The organism is Asticcacaulis sp. AC460 (assembly GCF_000495795.1).
Taxonomy (GTDB): domain Bacteria; phylum Pseudomonadota; class Alphaproteobacteria; order Caulobacterales; family Caulobacteraceae; genus Asticcacaulis.
In genome coordinates, this window is the sequence record NZ_AWGD01000010.1 from 83,993 (window position 1) to 99,829 (window position 15,837).

Annotated in this window: 13 protein-coding genes; 3 read left to right on the forward strand and 10 right to left on the reverse strand. The window is 64.2% G+C overall.

The annotated features are described in order from the left end of the window. Window positions 1-148: 148 nt before the first annotated feature. Window positions 149-1,207, forward strand: coding sequence for an ATP-binding protein (locus ABAC460_RS31140; RefSeq protein ID WP_023452544.1), 1,059 nt, complete (start codon window positions 149-151; stop codon window positions 1,205-1,207). Between the two features lie 4 nt (window positions 1,208-1,211). Further along, on the forward strand, window positions 1,212-3,092 hold the full coding sequence (locus ABAC460_RS31145; protein ID WP_023452545.1) for a vWA domain-containing protein: 1,881 nt from the start codon (window positions 1,212-1,214) through the stop codon (window positions 3,090-3,092). Window positions 3,093-3,095: 3 nt separating this feature from the next. Here ABAC460_RS31145 and ABAC460_RS31150 read toward each other — a convergent pair whose 3' ends face one another. Continuing rightward, the gene (locus ABAC460_RS31150; RefSeq protein ID WP_023452546.1) at window positions 3,096-5,105 is read right to left on the reverse strand and encodes a TonB-dependent receptor; all 2,010 of its coding nucleotides are present in this window, start codon (window positions 5,103-5,105) and stop codon (window positions 3,096-3,098) included. Window positions 5,106-5,181: 76 nt separating this feature from the next. Between ABAC460_RS31150 and ABAC460_RS31155 the strand changes: the two genes are divergently transcribed. Beyond that, on the forward strand, window positions 5,182-6,171 hold the full coding sequence (locus ABAC460_RS31155; protein ID WP_031236502.1) for a LacI family DNA-binding transcriptional regulator: 990 nt from the start codon (window positions 5,182-5,184) through the stop codon (window positions 6,169-6,171). 1 nt (window position 6,172) lies between these two features. Here ABAC460_RS31155 and ABAC460_RS31160 read toward each other — a convergent pair whose 3' ends face one another. The 9 genes from ABAC460_RS31160 to ABAC460_RS0124310 all read right to left on the reverse strand — a co-directional run bounded on the left by ABAC460_RS31160 (window position 6,173) and on the right by ABAC460_RS0124310 (window position 15,834). Continuing rightward, window positions 6,173-6,604 carry a hypothetical protein gene (locus tag ABAC460_RS31160; RefSeq protein ID WP_023452548.1) on the reverse strand — a complete coding sequence of 144 codons (432 nt, stop codon included), beginning with the start codon at window positions 6,602-6,604 and terminating at the stop codon, window positions 6,173-6,175. A gap of 84 nt (window positions 6,605-6,688) precedes the next feature. Next, a complete protein-coding gene (locus tag ABAC460_RS31165; protein ID WP_023452549.1) occupies window positions 6,689-6,958 on the reverse strand; it encodes a hypothetical protein in 270 nt (89 codons plus the stop codon). 59 nt (window positions 6,959-7,017) lie between these two features. Beyond that, the gene (locus tag ABAC460_RS31170; RefSeq protein WP_023452550.1) at window positions 7,018-9,117 is read right to left on the reverse strand and encodes an outer membrane protein assembly factor BamB family protein; all 2,100 of its coding nucleotides are present in this window, start codon (window positions 9,115-9,117) and stop codon (window positions 7,018-7,020) included. Continuing rightward, window positions 9,114-10,115, reverse strand: a complete 1,002-nt coding sequence (locus ABAC460_RS31175) for an alpha/beta hydrolase (protein WP_023452551.1) — start codon at window positions 10,113-10,115, stop codon at window positions 9,114-9,116. Before ABAC460_RS31175 ends, ABAC460_RS31170 begins: the two co-directional genes overlap by 4 nt. 178 nt (window positions 10,116-10,293) lie before the next feature. Further along, complete coding sequence (locus tag ABAC460_RS31180; RefSeq protein WP_155914599.1) at window positions 10,294-11,352, reverse strand: sugar phosphate isomerase/epimerase family protein; 1,059 nt, start codon at window positions 11,350-11,352, stop codon at window positions 10,294-10,296. Window positions 11,353-11,357: 5 nt separating this feature from the next. Continuing rightward, window positions 11,358-12,455, reverse strand: coding sequence for a Gfo/Idh/MocA family protein (locus ABAC460_RS31185; protein ID WP_031236504.1), 1,098 nt, complete (start codon window positions 12,453-12,455; stop codon window positions 11,358-11,360). Continuing rightward, complete coding sequence (locus ABAC460_RS31190) at window positions 12,448-14,016, reverse strand: MFS transporter (RefSeq protein WP_023452554.1); 1,569 nt, start codon at window positions 14,014-14,016, stop codon at window positions 12,448-12,450. Before ABAC460_RS31190 ends, ABAC460_RS31185 begins: the two co-directional genes overlap by 8 nt. A 133-nt stretch (window positions 14,017-14,149) precedes the next feature. Continuing rightward, window positions 14,150-14,893: a hypothetical protein gene (locus tag ABAC460_RS31195; protein ID WP_235075770.1), complete on the reverse strand. Its 744-nt coding sequence runs from the start codon at window positions 14,891-14,893 to the stop codon at window positions 14,150-14,152. A gap of 77 nt (window positions 14,894-14,970) precedes the next feature. Beyond that, window positions 14,971-15,834, reverse strand: a complete 864-nt coding sequence (locus ABAC460_RS0124310; protein WP_369794082.1) for an AraC family transcriptional regulator — start codon at window positions 15,832-15,834, stop codon at window positions 14,971-14,973. Window positions 15,835-15,837 lie beyond the last annotated feature (3 nt).

Here is a 15,837-nt window from a genome sequence, read left to right on the forward strand (position 1 = left end):
CGCACCCACGCCTGTGTTATTGGCGCACTCGGCAAGAGCGGCGGCTTCCCCCTTCATCCTTAAGCAGTCTCCTCACCTGTCCTGTCGGACCGGACGGCGGTTTGCGGCCATCATTCAACATACAAAATATGAGAAACGAGGTTTTCCCATGGAAGCCGCGCACATCCTGACTCCGTCATCCCTGGCGCCGTTCCTGCTCAACATCGCTCCGGTCATGCCCGTCTTCATCTGGGGCCCGCCGGGCATCGGCAAGTCCGCCCTCGTCCGCCAGTTCGCCGACGACGTCGGGCTGCCGTGCGTGTCGCTGCTGGGATCGCAACTGGCGCCGGAAGACATTATCGGCGTGCCACAGATCGTCGACGGCCGCTCGCGTTTCTGCCCGCCGACCCTGATCGCGCGGGACGAACCCTACTGCCTGTTCCTCGACGAACTGAACGCCTGTTCTCATGAAGTCCAGAAAGCCTTCTATTCGCTGATCCTGGACCGCCGCGTCGGCGAGTTCGAGATGCCCAGGGGCAGCATCATCATCGGCGCCGGCAACCGCGCCGAGGACGCCGCCATCACCCGGCCCCTGTCGTCGGCCTTGATCAACCGGCTGATGCACATCCAGCTGAAGGCGTCGGCGCGCGACTGGATCGACTGGGCTGGCCAGGCCGGTATCCATGAACGCGTGCTGACCTATGTCATGCAGCGGTCGGATCACCTGTGGTCCAAGCCGCCCAAGCACGAGGAGCCGTTTTCGACGCCGCGCGCCTGGGACATGCTGTCGACCGCGCTGAAAGCCTATGGCGAGAAGGTCACGCTGGACGACATCACCGTCCTGGCGTCCGGATTGCTGACACCGGCCCATGCGCGCCAGTTCGTCGCCTTCTGCAAGCTGCAGGAACGCGCCCGCGACCTGGCCGCCATCCTGAAGGGCGACCGCGGCTGGCCCGACAAGCCGGAAGAGCGCGATATCCTGTACTTCCAGGTGCAGCAACTGCGCGACCGTTTGATCAAGGAACTGCCGGACGATCCGGACAAGGCCGGGCGCGATGCCAAGGCCTTGGCGGCGCGCGGCAAGGATTTGATTGTGTCGCTGGCGCGGATATCGACCGAACTGGCGCAGCTGGTGGTCACTGAAACGGAAAGCGGAGCAACCCTGCCGTCCTGGTACACGGTCGAACTGGCCAAGGCCTTGCCGCGCCTGGCGGCGCAACGGAAGTGATGTCATGGCCAAGAAGCTAAAAGGACCGCCGGACGACAACATGCGGGCGATCAGCGCCGGCTACGACCTGCTGTCCGGGCATCCTCTGTTCGCCCGGCTGGAGTGGGTCTATGTCATTCAGACCACCGGCGAGAGCCTGACGGGTGAAGCCTTCGCGCGCCTGCGCAGCGCCGCCGACAAGCACAGTTGGACCGCGTGGTCGGAAGGCGAGGTTTATTACACGGTCGAGGTCAATCCGTGGAAACGCCTGACGCCGGCGGAATGGGCCAATGTCATGGCCCAGGCCGTGCTGCACCACTATTTCTGTCACGCGGCTTCCTCGCGCACCGGTTCGGTGCACGACCTGGCCTGCGCGGTCATGGCCTACGATTTCCTGTGCGCCATCGGCGTCGGACAACGTCCCCAGGCCCTGACACCTCCGGAGGCGCCGCGCCTGGGGCACGACCTGACCACCGTGACGCAACGCCTACGTGACGGCGGAGCGGACCTGGTGGCGCGTTATGCTTGTCTCGGCATCAATGGCCGCGGCAACAGCCCGTTTTATTTTGTGGGCGCCGTTCCGGCCGTGACGGCCCAGGTGCGCAGGCAGCGCGAGGACGCCTTGGCGATCTCGATCCGCGCCAGCGTGGTCAAGGCCATCGACGACGCCGGGGAAACCGTCCGTGGGCCGGCGACGAAGACGCGCAACCCCAACTCGCTGGCCGAGCGCGCCCGGTCGTGGTTCGTCGCCAATTTTCCGCTGCTGGCGGCTCTCGCCTCGGGTTTCGAGATCGTCGAGGACGAAGAGCTGTGCCAGAGCCTGGACATCGCGATCGCCGCCGTCGATGCCGAACTGGGGCGGGTCTATATCAATCCGAAGCGGCCGTGGAGCTATGAGGGCATGAAGTTCGTCATCGCCCACGAACTGCTGCATGTCGGTCTGCGTCACGAACCGCGCCGCCAGGGCCGCGATCCCTGGCTGTGGAACGTGGCCTGCGACTATGTCATCAACGGCTGGCTGGTCGAGATGGGTGTCGGCGAGATGCCCGACGACGGCCTGCTGCTGGATCCAGAGCTGATGTTCGAAAAGGAGTCGGCCGAGGCCATCTACGACCGCATCACGCGCGACCTGCGCCTGGTGCGGCGGCTGGCCAAGACCGCCACCTTCCGTGGCCGTGGCGTGCCGGACATGATCGGGTCGCGGCCGCCAGCGTGGTGGAACGGGCCGGGCTGCGACCTGGACGACTTTTACCGCCGTGCGTTAAGCCAGGGGCTGGATCTGCACCTGGCCCATGGTGAGCGCGGCCTGTTGCCCGGCGATATGGTCGAAGAAATCCGCGCCCTGCAACAGAAGCCGATTCCTTGGGATGTGCGCCTGGGCCAGTGGCTGGATGCCTTCTTTCCGCCGCCGGAAGCCAGGCGGTCGTTTGCCCGGGCTAGTCGCCGCCAGGCTTCGACGCCCGATATCGCCCGGCCGGTATGGATGCGGCCGGACGACCTGATGGCGTCGCGAACCTTTGGTGTTGTGCTCGATACGTCGGGGTCAATGTCGGCGCGGGTGTTGGCCAAGGCGCTGGGGGCGATCGCCAGCTATGCCCTGAGCCGCGAAGTATTGCGGGTGCGGGTAATTGAGTGCGACGGCGGTATCCACGACATGGGCTATGTCGCCCCGGAAAGCCTGCTGGGCCGAGTCGAGGTGCGTGGCCGCGGCGGCACGGTGCTGCAGCCGGGGATTACGCGACTGGAAATGGATCGGGATTTCCCGAAGGATGCGCCTGTGCTGGTCATCACGGATGGCTATTGCGATGCCTTAAGCCTCAAGCGCGAACACGCCTTCCTGATGCCGGAAGGCGCGCGAGTGCCGTTCAGCAACCGCGCGCCCCGGTTTGCGTTTGAGAGGGAGTAGGGTTTACCGCCGCCACGCCAGGCCGACATAAAAACGCCGGCCGGCGTCGTATTGCACTGTGCCATCGCCACCGCGGGCGATCTGGATGTCGCTGTCGAAGGCATTAGCCACCCGCCCCGACAGGGTCAGATGGTCGTTCAGGGCATAGTCGGCGCGCAGATCCAGCCGTTGGGACGGTTCCAGAACGAGGGAATTGAGGTCGTCCTCGAAGGCTTCGCCGTCGAACACGATATCGGCGATCAGCCGCAGGCGCGCGAAGTCGGCGTCCATGCCGATGGCGGCGCTATATTCGGGGGCTTGAGCCGGGCGGCGGCCATCGTCCGTGCGGGTATGGGTCCAGGTGGCCGAACCGGTCAGCGATACGTGCTCGGTGACGGGATAATCGCCGCGCAGTTCGGCGCCATAGGCGGTGATCTCGCCGCCGTTACGGCGCTGGCGCAGGACACCGCCCGCCGGGATAAAGCCCGCCGCTGGAAAAACCCCGGGACCGACGCCGATCGTGACGTTGGTCACCGGGTCTTTCAGGATATTGTAAAACAGGCCGAGATCGACATGGTAGCCGCGCACCCCGACCTCGACGCCGCTGAGGGTTTCGGGCTTCAGTTCGGCATTGGCCTCGGTGACGTCATTGCCGACACGGAACGGCCGGTACAGTTCGTTCAGCGACGGCGGCCGGAAGCCGTTATAGGCAGCAGCGCGCAAGCCCCGGCCTTCAGCGATCTGCCAGGTCGCGCCAAGGCGGGCCGAGACCACGGTGTAGGTGCGACTGTCGGGACGCAGGTTCAGCACCGACGCGCCATTGCTCAGGTCGGTTTCGCTACGGTGGCCGTCATGGCTTTGCCACTGGTCCAGGCGGACGGCGCCGGTCAGGCTGATGGCGCCGTAGTCTTTGGTGGCCTCGCCGTAGAGGCCGGCCAGGGAGGTTTCGCCGCCGGCCACGCGGAACCGCGTCGGCGCGCCGCCCATGTAGCGGTAATATTCCTCCGACTGGCCGTCATTGAGGCGGGCATCGAGGCCGATCTCCCATTCCAGATCCGGGCTTTGGTGGCGTATGGCGGCCAGGACCCCGGTGCCCGAGGCCGGGGTCGCCACCTGGTCGTTGGCCAGGGCGGTGGTCGCCCTGCCCGCCCCGACCGAGACCGAGCGGTTGGCGAGGTCGGAGGTGCGGCGCCAGACCTGGAGGCGGAAACCGTTGTGCTCGGCGGTGGCCGGGCGGGTGAAGCTGGCCGACAGGCTGTTGCCTTCCGAATTGGCGATGGCGCCGTCCAGGCCGGTGTCACGGCGGCTGTCGTAATGGCCGGCCAGCAGGTCGAGTTGGCCACAGACGCCTGGGCAGATTTCGCGGCGATAGTTGGCGAGATATGCTGTATCCTCGCCAAAGGTCGGCCGATCAGCGGCGCCACGTTGCGGTGCGTGCACCGCCGGATCGCCGTTCAGGATCCGGGTGACGTAATGCAGGCTGAGGTCACTGATGGCGCCGCCCAGGGCGACTTCATGACTGCCGCGTTCGCCGGCTTCGAGGCGGACATAGTCGTTTTGACCGCGCGGTGAGGTCAGGCCCAGATCGATGACACCGGTGAGCGCTCCGGCGCCATAGGCGCCGCCGCCGGCCCCGCGCACGACATGGGCGCCGTTGAGCGCGTCCTGCGGCAGGCCGGCCCAGATCACCCAGCCGCCGAACGGGTCGTTCTGCGGAATGCCGTCCAATGTCACCAACGCCCGGCCGGCGCCGGACGGGGCAATCGCACGCAGGCCGATACCCTGCACGGTCGGATTGGCGGTCAGCGAGGACGAACGGCGGAACAGGGCCGCCTGGGCTGTGCGTTTCAGGCTGAGATCGATCGCCGGCGACCGCGCGACATCGTCACGGTTCAGATCAATGGCGGAAAAGGCAGCGTCACCGCGAAAGACAGCGAAGCGGTTGGCCTGGATGACGACTTCGGGCGGTTCCGGTGCGGTTTGGGCCTGGGCCGCCATCGGAAACAGGGCTGTGGTCAGCAGCAGGTAACGCATGGACGGCTCCAACGGAATTTGTTGGATTGCGTGCACGGAAAGCCGTAGGATTTCAAGCGTGATTCCGGGGTCTCGCATGGCAACTATTCAAGATGTGGCAACAATGGCAGGGGTATCGACCGCGACCGTGTCGCGCGTGCTCTCCGGCTATGCCCACGTCTCGCCCTCGGTGCGCGACCGCGTCACCGGCGCCGTCGAAAAGCTGGGCTATGAGCCCAACTATGCCGCCAAGTCGCTGCGGACCTTGAAGACCTCGCGGCTGATCGTGACCGTGCCGGATATCACCAACATCTTCTTCGCCAACATTATCCGCGGCGCCGAGGAAGCCGCCCATGCCGCCGGCTATGCGGTGCTGCTGGGCGACACCGGTACCAATACCGACAGCGAAGAAGCCTATGCCGGCATGCTCAAGCGCAAGGAGGCCGACGGGCTGATCTTCCTGGGCGAGGCCCTGCCGCCGGCCCTGGCCGGATTGGTGGAACGTCCGGGCGCGCCGGTCGTCAATGGCTGCGAATTTAGCGAGGATCTGACGGTCAGTTCCGTCCATATCGATAACCGCGCCGCTGCAGCCGAGGCGATGGATCACCTGTATGGGTTGGGCCATCGCCGGATTACGGTTATCACCGGCGCGGTCGACCGGCCGATCAGCCGCCAACGCCTGGAGGGAGTTTTTGCTTCGGCGGAACGGCATGGGGCAGAGGTCCAGGTGCTGACCGGGGACTTCTCTATCGAAAGCGGCGTAGCGGCGACGGTCAAGGCCTTGAAAGGCGCGCGGCCGACGGCCTTCTTCTGTTTCAGCGACGAGATGGCGATCGGGGCGTTGTCGGCTTTACGCCAGGCGGGTTTGCGTTGCCCGGAGGATGTGTCCGTCGTGGGGTTCGACGACATCCATATGGCGCCCTACACGTCGCCGGCTTTGACGACCGTGCGCCAGCCGATGCACGAGATCGGCCAGCAAACGGTGGACCTTTTGATCGGGATCATTGAAGGGCGGGTGAGCGAGCGGGTCAACCTGACCCTGCCGCATCAACTGGTGGTGCGCGATAGCACGGCGGCGCCAAAGTAGGTTACTTCCCGTCGAAGTCGCCGACATAGAGGTAAGCCGCCGTCTCTATCACGACATAGCGCAACAGACGCTTGGACGAAGCCGAGCTGAACGAGAACTGGATGAAGTCGGGGTTGCCCGCGGCATCCATATAGACGTCCTTGATTCGGAACTTGCTGGTGTCAGCGCCCTCGCCGCCATAGGTCCCCGTCAGCGCCACAGGACCGGTCAAGGGCGAATCTGCTTCCCCCGTAATGGCGCAGGTCGCTGCGTCGATCGTGAGCGACCAGTTGCCGCTGACATAGTCCGGCCGGCCGCTGTTGGCGGCGTCCTCACGCTTGTCGACATTGAAGCGGCCACCATGTTTGCCCGCGACTTTTTCACAGGCGGCAAAGGCGGGTGTGGCAAGGCAGAGGGCAAGAGCGACGCCCAGTGTGTTGAGTAAAGGTCTCATGTTTCCATCTCCGAATTTTCGGAGACGATGCCATGCGCTCAATTCCGCGACAACGCAGCCCGGCCTAATGGTAACGTATTCATTTTATACGGATATATTCAGCACGCGACCGGGCTCTACCGCTTGGGCGGAGGTCGCCGACGCGGCGGACGATGCACCTTCGAGGCCGCTTAGCCTGCCGCCGAACCTCACAGCCTGGTTGCGCGTCGGATCGGTGTCGGCATTGACGTCGAATGGGCCGGACTTCGGATGCGCGGGATCGATATGCTTCTTGGCATTCTCGACGTCGGTGCAGTTCTTGCAACTGAACCCGTTGACGTAGACCGGTTGAGGATAGTCGCCGCTGATGGCCATGCTGTTCGCCCGTATTGCCCATAGGGTAATACGTCAGTGTCAACAAAACGGTTACAGCGTTACGGCAGACTGTAGACGATAATCTCGCCGCCCGGCTTGACCTTGGGGTTCTTGCCGCCGCCGGCCGCGACCGCGACATACTGCTTGCCGCCGACAGAATAAGTCGCCGGCGTCGCGATGCTCGAGGTCGGCATGACGGTCTCCCACAACAGCTTACCCGTCTTCTTGTCGAAGGCACGGAATTTGTTGTCGTAGATGGTCGCGCCGATGAACAACAACCCACCCCGGGTCACCACGGCGCCACCGTAGTTTTCGCTGCCGGTCGTCTTGTCGGCCAGTTCGGGATATTCGCCGAACGGAATCCGCCACAGGTAATTGCCTGTGTTCAGGTCCAGCGCGTTCAAGGTGCCCCACGGCGGGGCGACCGCCGGATAGCCGTCCGGATCGAGGAAGCGGTGATAGCCGTCGAAGGCATAGTCATCCGCGGCCGTCGACGGATACTCCGGCGCCGGTTTCGCCGAGTCGTCGCTGATATAGGCAACCACGGCTTTCAGTTCGTCCGGGCTCAAGGCGGCGCCAAAGGCCGGCATCCGACCGGCGCCGTCACGCACCTGTTTGGTGATCTGATCGGCGCTCAGGCGCTTCGATACGCCGAACAGAGCCGGGAATTCCGGCGGACTGCCCTTACGGTCGTCGCCATGGCAGGAGGCGCAGACATTGGCATAGACCGCCGCACCCGAGACCTGGCCGTCCGCCGTTTTCACGCGCGGTTTCAGCTTCATGGTCCAGGCCATTTCGTTGGCGTTGATGTACAGCACGCCGGTGTCCGGATCCCAGGCTGCGCCGCCATATTCGCCGCCGCCATCCATGCCCGGAAACAGGATCGTCCCCTGGAGCGAAGGCGGATCGAACGGACCACGATTGCTGGATTTTGCCAGGTGAGCCCGCGCCGCAGCATTGGCCGCCGGGGTTCGTTGGGTCAGCATGTCTTCAGTCAGGCGTTGCCGCGCGAACGGTTCCGGCGCGGCCGGCAGACGTTGGGTCGTGGAAATCTGCTCTCCGGGCACGGTCGACGCGAAGACCGGCACCTCGGTCACGGGGAACAGGCTTTCGCCCGTCGTGCGGTCCAGCACCCAGACGACGCCGGCCTTGGTGATCTGGGCGAGGGCCGGGATATCCTTGCCGTCGCGGCGGACGGTGACCAGGGTGGGTGGGGTCGGCGGATCGCGGTCCCAAAGGTCGTGCTTGACCAGCTGGAAATGCCACAGCCGCTTGCCGGTTTTCGCATCCAGCGCGACGATCGAGGTGCCGAACAGGTTGTCGCCATGACGGTCGGCGCCGTAGAAGTCCTTGTCGCCCATGCCGGCCGAGGCCAGGGGCAGATAGACGATGCCGCGCTCCGGATCCAATGTGAAACCCGACCAGGCATTGGCGCCCATGGCGGTCTTCCAGGCGTCTTCCGGCCAGGTGTCGTAGCCATACTCGCCCGGATGCGGGATGGTGCGGAAGGTCCACTTCAGCTTGCCGGTGCGCACGTCATAGGCGCGGACATGGCCCGGCGTATTGCCGGTGCTGCCGATGATGATCGTGTCCTTGTAGACCACGCCCGGCGAAACCACATTGACCGAAACGCTGCTGGGATCACGGTCCAGGTCTTGGCGCAGGTCGACGGCGCCCTTGTCGCCGAAACCGGCGATCGTCTTCCCCGTAGCGGCATCGACGGCGATCAGTTGGTTGCGGAAGGTGAAGAGGATGCGTTCCTGGCGGCCGTCGCTCCAGTAGGCCAGGCCGCGCAGGCGGGCGCGGGTGACGGGTTCGCCATAGGCGGGGTTGAACACCCAGGTTTGTTTCCCCGTCGCAGCATCCAGGCAGAACAGGCGGCCCTTGGGCGAGACGAAATATAGCCGCCCGCCCACGATCATCGGGTTGCCTTCCATGTCGCCGCCCTGAAAGCCGTCACCGGAATCAAAGCGCCACGCGACCTTCAGATCCTTGACGTTCTCGGCGTTGATCTGGTCCAGGGTCGAATAGTGGGTGCCGTGGGGATTGCCATGATAGAACGGCCAGTCGGCACCGGAACGATCCGCCGACAGGTCCAGTTTTGGCGACTGGCACGACACCAGGGCCGCGCAGACAAGTAAGGCGGCCAGCTTTTTCATCCTGACTTTCCTTCGCCACTTAGGCCTTCGCGGCGCAGGAAAGCCGCCAGAAGCTGCGGCCACAGGTGCCAAGGCTGGTCCAGTTCCGGCTTCATGCCGAAGCCGTGGCCGCCGCGGGCGAACAGGTGGGTTTCGACCGGGATGTTCTTCGCCTTAAGGGCGTCGCGGAACACGATGCTGTTGCCCACGGGGACGGTCGTGTCGTCTTCGGCATGGCACAGGAAGGTCGGTGGCGTGCGTGCATCGACGTTCAGTTCCGGGCTGTGACGAGCGACCTGTTCGGGGGGTGCGGGACCGCCAAACAGCGAACCGAACACACCTTCATAAGCGACCTTGGGATCCAGGGTCAGCACCGGATAGATGGGCGCCGATGCGAATGGGCGGGCGTCGAGGTTATCGGCGGCATCGACGGCGGGATAGAGATTCTGGGCATGGCGTGTGGCCAGGGAAGCGGTGATGAAGCCGCCGGCGCTGAAGCCCGCAACGCCAACACGGACCGGGTCCAGTTTGAATGTCGTGGCATGATGGCGGATGACCCGCATAGCGCGTTGGGCATCGATCAGGCCGACCTCGGCGCGATTATCCCAGCCGTCATTGGCCAGGCGGTAGAACAGCACGAAGCAGGTGAAACCCTGGCCGTTGAGATAGTCGGCGAGTTGATAGCCTTCGTGGTCGAAATAGTTCCACGAAAAGCCGCCGCCCGGGATGATCAGCATGGCGCCGCCGTTGGGCTTTTTCGCCGGAAAGACAGCCAGGCGCGGGGTCGAGATGCCCTGGACCCGGCGCAGGCGGATATTGGGGTCTGTGGAGACCTCTTCGACGGTTTCCGTGAGCTTCGGGCCTTTCGGCGGGGTGGGCCACAGGTCGAGGGTCAGGGTCGGCGTCGGCCAGGCCACTGTCTTGGGTTGGGCGACTTCGGGCGCGGCGGTCTGGGCCCTGGCCGCATCGGCGGTCAGGATCAGGGGCGACAAAAGCAGGGAACGGCGCAAAGTGTCCATGGGCAACCTCTTATCCTCCACCGCTTGCGGGGGAGGTGGCGAGCAAGCGAGGCCCCCTATGGGCCGAAGTGTTGCCTGCCGGCGAGGCTCGAGACGGAGGGGGCGTTCCGAGCTCCCGGCTCCCCCTCCGCCGCCATGCGGCGGCACCTCCCCCGCACGCGGGGGAGGATAAGTGAGTCTACTCCTTCAACCCCAGCACACGCAGGTTGAAGTCTCCCGACTTCTTGCCACCGGCGAAGTCGTCGAAAGCCTTTTCGGTGACGTGGATAATGTGATCGCGGATAAAGGACGCGCCTTCACGCGCGCCGTCTTCCGGATGCTTCAAACAGCATTCCCACTCCAGCACCGCCCAGCCGTCATAGCCATAGCCCGCCAGCTTGGAGAAGATCTCCTTGAACTTCACCTGGCCGTCGCCCAGCGAACGGAACCGGCCGGGACGTTCGACCCAGCCCTGGTAGCCGCCATAGACGCCCGAACGGCCGTTCGGTGTGAACTCGGCATCCTTGACGTGGAACATCTTGATGCGGTCGTGATAGATGTCGATGTAGCTCAGGTAATCGAGCTGCTGCAGCACGAAGTGGCTGGGATCGAACAGGATATTGGCGCGTGGGTGGTTGCTGACCTCGGCCAGGAAGCGCTCGAAGGTCGCCCCGTCGTGCAGGTCTTCGCCCGGATGGATTTCATAGCAGCAGTCGACGCCGGCGGCATCGAACGCATTCAGGATCGGGCGCCAGCGCCGGCCAAGTTCGGCAAAGGCTTCCTCGACCAGGCCCGCCGGGCGTTGCGGCCACGGATAAAAATACGGCCAGGCCAGGGCGCCCGAGAACGTCGCGTGGGCCTTCAGACCCAGGCGCTGCGAAGCCTTGGCTGCCAGTTTCAGCTGCTCGACCGCCCAGGCCTGGCGCTCCTTCGGCTTGCCCTGGTAGGCCAGGGGCGCGAACCCGTCGAACAAAAGGTCATAGGCCGGGTGAACCGCCACCAACTGGCCTTGCAGGTGGGTCGACAGCTCGGTCGGCTCCAGGCCGTACGAAGCCAGCATGCCCTTGACGTCGTCGCAATAGGTCTGCGACACCGCCGCCTGTTCCAGGTCGAAGATGTGCGGCGTCGAGGTCGGGATCTGCAGGCCTTTATAGCCATAGGCGGAGGCCCACTTGGCCATGCCTTCCAGGCTGTTGAACGGGGCAGCATCGCCGATGAACTGGGCCAGGAAGATGGCCGGTCCCTTGAGGTTGGTCAGCTTGGTCATATCAGGTCTTTCAGGGCCAGCCATTGCCGGCGGTCGCTCGATTGCACCGCGGCGGTGACGAAGGCCATGCCGCGGACGCCGTCCTCGATGCCCGGGACCAGGGTGCCCTGGCCGGTTTCGATCTGATCGGCGAAATCCTTGTAGAGATTGGCGAAGGCTTCGACATAGCCTTCGGGATGACCGGCCGGCAGGCGGGTGCCCGCCTGCGCCACCGGCAGCAGATAAGAAGAGCCGGCATGACGGACCTCGGTGGGTCCGTCATGCCGGTTAAGCGTCAGGGTGTTGGGCAGCTCCTGACGCCAATCGAGACCGCCTTTTTCGCCGTAGACACGCAGGCGCAAGCCATTACGGTCGCCGGCGGCGATCTGGGAGGCAATAAGCACCCCGCGTGCGCCGTTGTCGTAGCGCAGCAGGATGTTGCAATCATCGTCGAGCGCCCGGCCCGGCACGACACGGCCAAGGTCGGCATAGAGCTCAGTGGCGGTCAGGCCCGAGACGAACTCGGCCAGTTGAAAAGCATGGGTGCCGATATCGCCGGAACAGCCGCCCAGGCCCGACCGCGACGGATCGGTGCGCCAGTCGGCCTGTTTGTTCGACACGGCTTCGGTCAGCCAGCCCTGGCTGTATTCGACCACGATCTTGCGGACCTTGCCCAGCACACCGTCGGCGACCAGTTGGCGCGCCTCGCGGACCAGCGGATAGCCGGTATAGGTGTGGGTCAGGCCGTATTGTTTGCCGGTGGCGCGCACGACGTCGCGCAACGACTTGGCCTCGGCTAGGGTCAGGGTCGCCGGCTTGTCGCTCATGACGTGGACGCCCGACGTCAAGGCCTTCTGGGCGATGGCGAAGTGCGAATCGTTGGGCGTGGCGACGCAGACAAAGTCGACCTCGCCCGAACTGAGCATGGCGTCGATACTGGTCCAGGCCTTGACACCGTAATGGGCTCCGCCCTCGGCCGACTTCACCGGATCGCGACTGAACACGCCGCCCGCCAGGACGATACGGCGGTCCAACTGCGCCGCCATGACATGGACAGCGCCGATGAACGAGCCGGGACCGCCCCCGGCAAGACCCATTCTGAGTGGCTTAGTCATTCTTGCCCTTGCCTTCAGTCGTCTCTTGGCCCAGCACGACGGGACGATAACCGCCGCGGCTGCGGAACCAGAAGATCAGGCCCAGATAGACCAGCAGGGTGATGACCGGCAGCAGGGCCATTTCCTTCAGCGCATCCTTCTTGGCGGTGACCGCCAGCTCGGTGAACACGGCCTTGTCGGCCTCCGGCGCAGCAGCGACGGCGGCCTCGTCCAGAGCGGGGTAGCGGCCGAAGATGCTGACCTTTTCCTGGGTCAGGTAGGTCGCGGTCAGGGCCGTGCCCTGGGCTTCGTCGTGGCGCTTCAGGCCTTCGCGGGTCGAGGCGTCCTGGGTGGCGCCCAGCAGGACGGTGCCCAGGATACCGGCGGCCAGCATGCCGGCGCCGCCGAACATGTTGATGCCGATGGCGCCGGCTTTCGGGAACTGTTCCGAAGCGACCGCCATGGAGGTGCCCCAGAAGAAGCTCTTGCCGATACCGTAAAGGGTGGCGGCGGCCAGGATGGCCGGACCGGCCGCGCCGGCCATCAGGAAGATGCCGACGGCGGCCACGCCTGACGCCATAGCCAGCACGCCCAGAGGCTTGAACTTTTCGATCAGCGTGCCGGCGAAGATGCGGATCACGAAGACGATCAGGTTGGTGTAGATCAGCACCCAGCCTGCCGCTAGGCCGATCTTCTGCATTTCCGGCCCCATCAGCTCGGAGATCCAGCTGTCGGTGGCCAGTTCGGTGACAGCCAGAGGCATCATCAGCACCAGCAGGAGGATGTACAGTGGGCGCCCGGGCGAACCGGCGAAGAAGGCATAGACCACGGCGGCCACGGCGGCGATCGTCAGGGCGACGGCCGGCAGGGACATGCCCATGAAGGCGACGGTCGGCAGGGAGAAGACCCGGCCGATTTCCAGCATGATCAGGGCCGCCAGGATGAAGGCCGAGATGAAGCCGGCTTCGCCCAGCATGGTCTTGTACGACACGCCGTGAGCGACGCGTTCGGAGACCGGGAACTTCTGCTTCAGCAGCAGGAAGGTGTAGACCAGGACCGGGATAATCATCAGGCCGACGGTGACACGCCAGCCGGCTTCCGGGGCGAAATAGCCCAGGCCCATGGCCAGCAGGCCGCCCAGGATCATGCCGCCCGGCCAGCCGGCATGCAGCCGGTTCAGCCATTTCGGCTTGTCGTGGCTGTAGGCCGTGGCGATCAGCGGGTTGGCGGCGGCTTCGACCGCGCCATTGCCGAGCGCCATGATGAAGGTGCCGATATAGAGCATCCAGTAGCCATTGGCCATGAACAGCAGGGCCAGACCGACAACATGGCAGATGGCGGCGAACCAGTAGGTCAGCTTGAAGCCGACCTTGTCGATGACCAGCGAGATCAGGACGATGGAGATGGCGAAGGGCCACAGGCCGACCCCGGCCAGCTCGCCCTTTTGCGTTTCGCTGAGGGCGAATTCGGTGCCCCAGTGGCCGATGACCAGGGCCCGCAGGATAAAGCAGAAGGACGTCGCCGTGATGGCAGCGAAGGACATGGCGAATAAACCGCCATTACCTTTGGTTTCAGATGTCATGGTTCCCTCCCGAGGAGCCGCCGCTTGTGCGGATTTGACTCGGGAGGTAAGCATAAAGTGTAATCGATTACAAATGGAAATGCTGACAAAACAAGCGTTTCGGCGGTGCGGCAGAAAAGACAGAGGCCACGATCTATCCACTTACCCAGCGTTCGGCGATGGGTTTCCATGCCGGCAAAAAATAGATCCAGGCGGACAATATCTGGACAGCCGTCATGAAAGCGGCGCCCCATACAAGGGCCGGCACAAGACGGCGCAGATGGATCAGATCGCGCACGCCGATCACAAGGGTCAGCACGATCGGTGCCGCATTGAAGGCCATCCAGAACGTCAGGAAATTCAGCGACAAACCGGCATCTTCCATCACGCCGAGGATCGGACGGGTCAGCCATCGGCCATAGCCGGCCGTCGTGATCGAAATCAACGCCAACATCATAAGGCGTTTGTGCGCCTCGGCCTGGTTGCGCAACAGGATACTGGCCGAGGCCAGGGCACCGAACATGACCACACCCGCCATGGCGATCACCATGAAGGCCGTCTTGGCGTCGGCTGTGCCCAGGGTGCGGCGCTCGAAATCTAATTCCGCCCATGGTCCGACAATCAGCATGAAGATCAGCAGCAGGACGCCGAAAGCGCCCAGGCGTTTATGCAGGCTGTTGTTTCCGGCGCGAATCAGCAGGATCTGGAGTGTCTGCAACACCATCCACCCGACATAGGCGGCGGCATGGACATGGACGATCACCGGGTAGTGAAGCCCCTGCATTTTTTCGTATTTTTTGGCGATGTCCCCGCCGAAGCCGGCGAACATGCCGATCCAGATGACGACCATGAGGAACAGAAAAAAGTAACTGTCCCGGCTTTTTGGGGGTGCCGACATGTCCGAACCTTTGCGACGATTGATCGACGCAGCTTACACGGGGCCGGCCTCTGCCCGGTGGTACAGAACGGACAGAACTAATCTTCTCGAAAGCCGAATTGCCGTTCTGGTGACGCGGCTTCGACGGTGCGAAAATCGTTCGGCGCCATGTCACAGAATTCGCGAAAGTCGCGCCGCAGATGGTGATAATCATAATAGCCGGCCTCAATGGCCAAACTGAGCCAGTCATGCGTCGGATGGCGGTTGCTGAGCCGGACCAGCGTGTCGAAGCGGGCGATGCGGGCAAACAGCTTGGGCGATACGCCGATGCGTTCTTGGAAGGCGCGGCGCAATTGTCGTACGCCGATGTCGTGGCGACGGGCCAGCCGATCAATCTCCATTGACGGCTGTTGCAGCAGGCGGTCCGCTATGGCCTCCGCGGCCGCTGTCGGACGTTGCCTGCGTTGATAGTGGCGTTGAAGCCAGGTTTCGCAAGCCCGAATCCTGTGCCCGGAGTCCTCGGTATCTTCGACCTCCCGGATCAGGCAGGCGAAGTCCGGCGGAAAGACGGCCTCGGCGTCGATATCACCGTCGGTCAATTCGCTCAAGGCGAGGCCGGTGAGTGCGTACAGAGCGCCAGGCTGAAACTCGACCTGGTAAACGCTGAAATCCCGACCGCCCTCACGCAGAGTGGTCCGCGTGGGCTGGCCGATCAAGACCGCCCGCGGCTTTCGCCTTGACTGGGAGGCGCCGAGAGGCCGGATCCATTCCGGATCACGGCTGTAAAAGGCCAGAGACGACGACGGGCGTGGCCAATAGGGCTTAAGCGGGACGCAGTCCGACGCCGCAAAGCTAAGTCGGATAATCTGATGTTGACGGATGAGGTGAGCCAGGGCGGGACTGGGTGGCAGAAACTCAAACCGGACGGACATGTCGAAGCCCAAAAAAACTGCGTCGTCCATCCT